Source organism: Deferrivibrio sp., from assembly GCF_055117995.1.
Genome location: NZ_JBSQOT010000067.1, coordinates 1 through 6,740, shown reverse-complemented (window position 1 = coordinate 6,740; position 6,740 = coordinate 1). Strand labels below are relative to the sequence as shown.

6 protein-coding genes and 1 pseudogene are annotated in these 6,740 nt (G+C 33.3%); all 7 read left to right on the top strand.

The window, feature by feature from the left end; all coding sequences use genetic code 11:
• A partial coding sequence (locus ACTCAF_RS10710) for a tetratricopeptide repeat protein (protein ID WP_463063269.1) occupies window positions 1-561 on the top strand: 561 nt, incomplete at its 5' end.
• Window positions 539-1,462 carry a cytochrome c3 family protein gene (locus ACTCAF_RS10705; protein WP_242820009.1) on the top strand — a complete coding sequence of 308 codons (924 nt, stop codon included), beginning with the start codon at window positions 539-541 and terminating at the stop codon, window positions 1,460-1,462. The genes ACTCAF_RS10710 and ACTCAF_RS10705, both read left to right, overlap by 23 nt.
• A 10-nt stretch (window positions 1,463-1,472) precedes the next feature.
• Window positions 1,473-2,564, top strand: coding sequence for an NHL repeat-containing protein (locus ACTCAF_RS10700; protein ID WP_463063268.1), 1,092 nt, complete (start codon window positions 1,473-1,475; stop codon window positions 2,562-2,564).
• Window position 2,565: 1 nt separating this feature from the next.
• Entirely contained in the window at window positions 2,566-3,930 is a 1,365-nt protein-coding gene (locus ACTCAF_RS10695; RefSeq protein ID WP_463063267.1) for a sensor histidine kinase, read from the top strand.
• On the top strand, window positions 3,920-5,221 hold the full coding sequence (locus ACTCAF_RS10690; RefSeq protein ID WP_463063266.1) for a sigma-54-dependent transcriptional regulator: 1,302 nt from the start codon (window positions 3,920-3,922) through the stop codon (window positions 5,219-5,221). Before ACTCAF_RS10695 ends, ACTCAF_RS10690 begins: the two co-directional genes overlap by 11 nt.
• A gap of 364 nt (window positions 5,222-5,585) precedes the next feature.
• Window positions 5,586-6,173, top strand: a complete 588-nt coding sequence (locus ACTCAF_RS10685) for a cytochrome c3 family protein (RefSeq protein ID WP_463063265.1) — start codon at window positions 5,586-5,588, stop codon at window positions 6,171-6,173.
• Window positions 6,174-6,293: 120 nt separating this feature from the next.
• Window positions 6,294-6,740 (top strand): annotated as a pseudogene (locus ACTCAF_RS10680) (cytochrome C); the annotation flags it as partial.

The following is a 6,740-nucleotide window of genomic DNA, read 5'->3' as shown; positions in this document are numbered from 1 at the left end:
GTAACAATATTTTTAAATGAAGAAAATATGATTATTGATGCTTTGGGGTATCAAGGTCAATATGTGGCGAAAGTAGGCCGATATATTGACTATTTGCGGGGTAAAATTACTAAAGAGGAATATGAACAATTTCAAAGTAATAACAAGGTTGTTACAAAGAGAAGCGAATTACCAAAGATTAATTTTGTTAAAAGATTAATCGAGGACGGTCAAAAAGATGATGCGGAAAGAAGATTGGCAGAGATTGAAGTTGATGGATTAAATCAGCTTGAAAAACTTAAACTGAGTGAAGTATATATAATGCTTGGAAAGTATGACGATGCAAACAAAATGTTGAATACTATTGCATTTAATATGAATGCAAAATTTTATATTGCCTATGTGCAATATCTGAGTGGGAAATATAATGAATCCCTTGATATTTTGAAAAACATTGAAAATATTTTTCCAAGTAAGGGTAAGTTATACTACTTGTTAGCAAAAAATTATGCAAAATTAGGAAATTACGAAAAAGCCAGCGAATATTATGAGAAAGCGTGTGAAAAAAATATATTTGATTAGTTTATTGCTGTTTTTTGTTTTTACAAAGGCTTATTCCGCAGATTTAACTATTGTATATCCTACAAATAATACCGTTGTATTTAATAGGACCATTCATATAGTAGGATATGTAAAAAAATCTGAAGAGTTTACTATTAAGACTAATAATAAGGTAGAAGAGATTGGTAACTTTAGAAAATTGGCTTCCAAAGATGGAGAAAAATACGTTTTTATGAAAAGTGTAACTTTAGATAAAGATGAGAATGACATACTTATCGACTACAAAGGTTCACAGCAAAATTTGAAAATATTTTTCAAAACTTCTACAGTTGCATATAGGGATAAAGTAAAAAAGAAAACTTTTTTCCATATGGATGAAAATAAGACTTTATGTGTGAGTTGTCATAGCTTTGAGAAGTCGTCCGATTGTATGAAATGCCATAAAGAAAAAACTAAGACAAAGTTTGTACACGGCCCTGTTGCTGCAATACAATGTTTTCAGTGCCACGATAAAAATAACTATTTTACCCCTACGCAACCGGTTTCTACAAAGTGTTTGCAGTGCCATCAGGAATTTCAGTCGGCAATGTTTGAGGCCAAGTTTGCCCACGGTCCGACAGTAGCCGGCTATTGTAACATTTGCCATGACCCTCACGGATCAGAGTTGAAATTTCTTTTAAATGATAAAATTAATGGGATATGTAATAACTGTCATACCGATAAAAAGTCAGGTGTTCATGTACTTGCTAATTTTAATTCCAATGCGCACCCTACTTCCGATAAAATCATTCGAAGCACGGGGGAAGAATTATCATGTGTGTCGTGTCACAACCCTCATTACGGTAAATCCAAGCAGTTATTTCAACAGGATGTAACGGATTTTATGGAATTGTGTTTAAAATGTCATAATGATAAATTGTAGGAGTTGGGATATGAGGAAATTATTTTTTATTTTTATTGTATTTGTTATATTTGGCTGTGCTTCTAAACCTCCGAAATTTGTATTGGATGAGTATGTATGGCCAAAAGAGTCAGCAAATCCAAAAATACAGGCTTTGAGAGTTATTACCAATTCTAATGAATTCCCAAAAAAGGAGAGCGGGAAGAGTGCAATCTTAAAAGAATTAGTTGGTGATGTTAATGTTAAGTGGATAGAAAACAGGTCAATCAGAATGGCTACTGACGGGAAAGGTAAAGTTTATATTGCTTCTCCGATTGCCTTTAAGATACAGATTATTGACTTTGTAAAACAGGAGATTAGAGATTTGAATTTTGGCAGTATAATGCCATGTGCCATTGATGTTACTCCCGATGGAAGAATCTTTATTGCTAACAGAGCTTCTGGAAGTATAATGGAAATAAATGAAGATAAAAAGGTCTTATGGTCATATGGTAAGAAAGTTAAAGATGAAGATCTTAAGAAATTTGAAAGTGGCGGAAGTTTTGATTCTACGGGACTTTATAAAGATATAACAGACCTTTATGTTTATGATGGTAAAATATATGTGTCAGATCAGCTGTTTGGTAAAATCGACATACTGACTCTCGATGGCAAGTTTGTAAAGAGTATTGAAAAAGTTCCTGCACCAGTTGCTTTGGCTGTTGAAAATGGCACCGGGAGAATTTTTGCTGTTTCAAAATTTGTCGGTAAGGTTTTTATTTATGATAAAGATGGTAATCTTATAAAAGATTTACTCGAGCCGGGGGATAATTTGTGGGCGCTAAATTTTCCTAACGGAATCGCTTTTGATTCTGAAGGGCACATATATATAGTTGACATCGCTTCAAATGGGTTTAAAATATTTGGTCAGGATGGAACATTTTTATACTATATGGGCGATCAGAAGCCGTCTGTATATTTGGGGGGATTTAACAATCCCAAAGATATAATTATTGATTCAAAGGATAGGATATATGTGCTTGATGCACCGAATAGAAGATTGGTTGTTTTTCAATATTTGAGTGATATATACAAGAAAGCTCGAAAAAATATGACGGTTGAAGAGCCTATGCTTAGGTGGTAGATTGATTAAAAATATAATTGGCAGGTTAGCGTATTTCTTTGACAGGATATCTTTGACACAGAAATTTCTTATTACTACTGTAACTATTGTTTTCGGATTGTTATTCATTATGAACATTATGATTTATCAAGATTTTAAAAACTTTATTATTAAAAGTGAGCAGGAATCTTTTGATGCAAAGTTTAGAAATATATTAGTGAGTAAGACAAGTCTTTATGTATATAGAAATTTATGGAATGAGTATATTGACTTTTCTACACTTTTTAACAGTCTTGATTTTGAACCGGAATTAATTGATATTGTAGTTTATGATAATAAAGGTAAGCGATTAGCTGTGAAAAATTCAAAGCAGTTATTAAGCTTGAATAATGAAAGTGATGGGCTGAAGATAGCTTTAAAAGGGGAAAATTTTTATGAGATTAAACATATAGATAAAGTTGAAAGCGCTCATTATCTCATGAATATAAAAAATGTTGAATATGTACAAGAAATTTATATACCTGTTGTTTTTTCCGGCGAAATAAAAGGGGTAATGGAAGTTTATAAAAATGCTACCAATGTAATACATAATATTAATCATGTCAGAGTGAGGGCTTCCATATTTACTCTTTTAGGTTTTATAGCATATATTTTTATGCTGTATTTGGTCGTGAAAAAAATTGAAGAACGTGAAATTGCTCTTAATGAAAAAGTTAATCAGCTTGAAAAAATTTCACTTCTTGGTCAATTTGCATCTAAAATGGCTCACGAGCTTGGCACGCCTATTCACGTTATTTTGGGCAACGCTGATTTATTGCTTGAAATGTATGAAGATGAGTTTGTAAAAGAAAGGGCAGAAAGTATTGTAAGACAGACATCTAAAATGAAGACTATAATCAAAAATTATCTTTATGCCTCAAAAAAACCTGACCCAAATATAGAAGAGTTTAACTTGAAAGTGCTGATAGAGAATTTGATTCAGGATATATCTTTTACAATTTCTGACAATATTAAAATTACTTATTCTACATCAGATTATGACATTGTTTCTGATAGGGGATTTATAGAGCAGATACTTTTTAATTTTATAAAAAATTCAGCTGATAGTATTGGAGCTGATAATGGTCAAATTGAAGTAAAATCTATAATCAAGAAGCCAATCGTGGATATTTCGGTAACAGACAATGGGAAAGGTGTGCCGAAAGAGGTTATTGATAAAATATTTAATCCGTTTTTTTCCACTAAAAAAACCGGCAAAGGTACCGGCCTCGGATTATCCGTTTGTAAAGAGTTGGCAGAGGCTTTAAAGGGTGAAATATACTTTGAATCAAACAATAAAAATACAACTTTTGGGATAAGGATACCGGTTAATTATTATGAAGCTTAAAGTGTTAGTGGTTGATGACGACAAAAACTCAAGAGAAATAATTAAAATGGGGCTTCAAAAAGACTATGATGTTAAAGTCGCTTATGATGGAATACACGCCTACGATATATTAAAAAAGGAAAAATTTGACGTTATAATATGTGACTTTGTTATGAATGAGCTTGACGGACTTGAGCTTCTCAGAAGGATAAAAAGTGAAGGTAACGATGCTATTTTTATATTAATAACTGCCTTTGGTACAAGCGAGCTGACAATAAAGTCAATACAAGAGGGGGCTTATGAATATTTGAGCAAGCCTTTCAAAATTAAAGATTTAAAAAGAATAATTGAAAATTATGAAAAGAGACAAGAGGCTGCAATTTCGGTAGAAAACAATAACAACACAGAAACAGAAAATAAAGACGAAATTATAGCCAATTCTCCTAACTTTGTTCAAGTCTTAAAAGATTTGGCTAAGATAGCTAAAAGTGATATGCCAGTTTTAATTTTGGGTGAAAGTGGAACAGGTAAAGAAGTAATAGCTAACCTAATTCATAAGTATAGTAACAGAAAGAATAATGAGTTTTTTGCCGTAAATTGTAATGCGATTCCGGCTTCTCTTTTGGAATCTGAACTTTTTGGATATGAAAAAGGCTCATTTACAGGCGCAGATAAAGATAAAAAGGGATATTTTGAACTTGCAAACAATGGGACTCTATTTTTAGACGAAATAGGCGATCTTGAGCTTGATATTCAGGTAAAATTATTGAGAGTTTTGCAAGAAAACACTATTAGGAGAGTAGGAGGTAAAAAGGAAATAAAGCTCAATGTAAGGTATGTTTTTGCAACCAATGTAAACCTTGAAAATAAGGTTAAAGATGGGAAGTTTAGAAAAGATTTATATTTTAGATTAAAGGTTGCTGAGATCAAGCTGCCCCCTTTGAGGGAAAGAAAATTGGATATCCTTCCTCTTGCCAATTATTTTCTTAAAAAGTATGCTGAAGGTGATGAAATATTGAAGCTCTCTAAAGAGGCTGAAAAGTGCCTTTTAAAATATGATTTCCCGGGGAATATAAGAGAGCTTGAAAATGTTATCAGAAATGCAATAGTAAAAGCAAAGGATAGCGGTGTTATTTTAAAAACAGACCTCAATCTCTGTCCAATTGACAAGGCAGAGAATGTACTTGTCGATAAGAATGCCTTAATAAAAGCCCTTGATGATTATAATGGCAATAAGGTCAAAGTAGCGGAAGCTTTGGGAATTAGCAGATCTACACTATATAGAATGCTGGACAGGCACGGCATTAAATAGCTTCGGGCAGTTCTCTGTTAAACTGAAAATTAGTATCGATTTGTGTCGTTGTCCAATCTTTTATTGTTAATGTTTCAAATCTGTTTCAAAAGTGTGTCAAAAGTGTACCACCACTGTGTCAAAATATTGTATTTTGTATACAGTTTGTATCAATAATAAGTGATCAATTTTCTGGCAAGCCAAAAAATCTTACAAGTTTGGTATGAAAATAAGTGAACCACCTTTATATAGTGCGATACGTTAGATTATTAAAGTAGGCAATGGTTCATAAAAAAATGACAATTGTTGGCACAGTTAATGCTATAAGTAATTCAACAAATTTGTTTCATAAAACAGACAGGAGGTATTTATGAAAAAACTTTTAATGTTGTTAGCTTTATTGGCTTTACCAACCATGCTTTTTGCAGCGGTTGCGGGGACTGCACACGACTTCTCAAGTGCAGGCAATAAGTACGGTACTACTGCATGTTCAGGTTGTCACAAACCTCACAACGCAGGTACATTAATCCCTTTGTGGAATGATTCAAACGAGCTTGATGATACCACTTATGCTGCGTATTCATCTCCAACAGATGCTTTGAATCAAACACCTGGAAGTACTTTGGGTAATGTTTCACAAGCTTGTATGGCTTGTCACGATGGTATGGTAGAATCTGTAAATGTTGATTTTGCAAGTGCGCAACCAGTAAAAGCAGGCATTACTACAGGTTTGAAATTAGATTATACCAATAATTCAGGTGGCCAGCACCCTGTAGCTATTAAGTATGATGATGCAGGAACTAATACTGCATTGGTAGCTTTAGCAACTGTTAAGTCAGCAGGTTTTAAATTTTATGGGGCTTCTTCTGATACTTTAGAGTGTGCAACTTGTCATGATCCACATGATGATACAAATGGAGACTTTTTAAGGGCATCAAAAACAACACTTTGTCAGACTTGCCATAACAATTAATAGCTTTTTGTGGCGGGGCGAAGTGCCCCGTCTTGATAAGTTATTAACTTAGGGGTACATATGTGTAAAAATAATTTAAAATTGTTTTTATTTGCTTTTTTCTTACTGACTTCTGGATATTTGTATGCTTCAAGCTGTGCAACATATAATTGTCATAGTGCTGATATTAATGGACAGACGAGTCCTCATAACTTCATACGTAGTGATGGGGCTGATGTTAGTCCATGTGCTCCTTGCCATAAGCCTCATAATGCAGGGACTAAAATACCTTTGTGGAACGATGTAAATAAATATGATGATGGTGCGGCATATTCGGCATATACTAGCCCTACCAATACTCTTGATAATATTCAAGACACATCTATTAACCCATCATCAGAAGCCTGTATGGCTTGTCATGATGGGATGTCAGAATCAACTGGATATACTGAGAGTTATTTTGCAAGCCTCAATATGGGTAAATTGGAAATAGACTACAGCAAAGCAAATCATCCAATAGGAATAGAATATGATTATAATAAAGATTCAGGCCTTAGTAGTAATGTAAATAATGGTAAAGTTATTGGC

Excerpts from the sequence above, each read along its gene's own strand:
- ACTCAF_RS10700 (WP_463063268.1), top strand. The coding sequence starts at position 1,473 with ATGAGGAAATTATTTTTTATTTTTATTGTATTTGTTATATTTGGCTGT.
- ACTCAF_RS10685 (WP_463063265.1), top strand. The coding sequence starts at position 5,586 with ATGTTGTTAGCTTTATTGGCTTTACCAACCATGCTTTTTGCAGCGGTT.
- ACTCAF_RS10690 (WP_463063266.1), top strand. The coding sequence starts at position 3,920 with ATGAAGCTTAAAGTGTTAGTGGTTGATGACGACAAAAACTCAAGAGAA.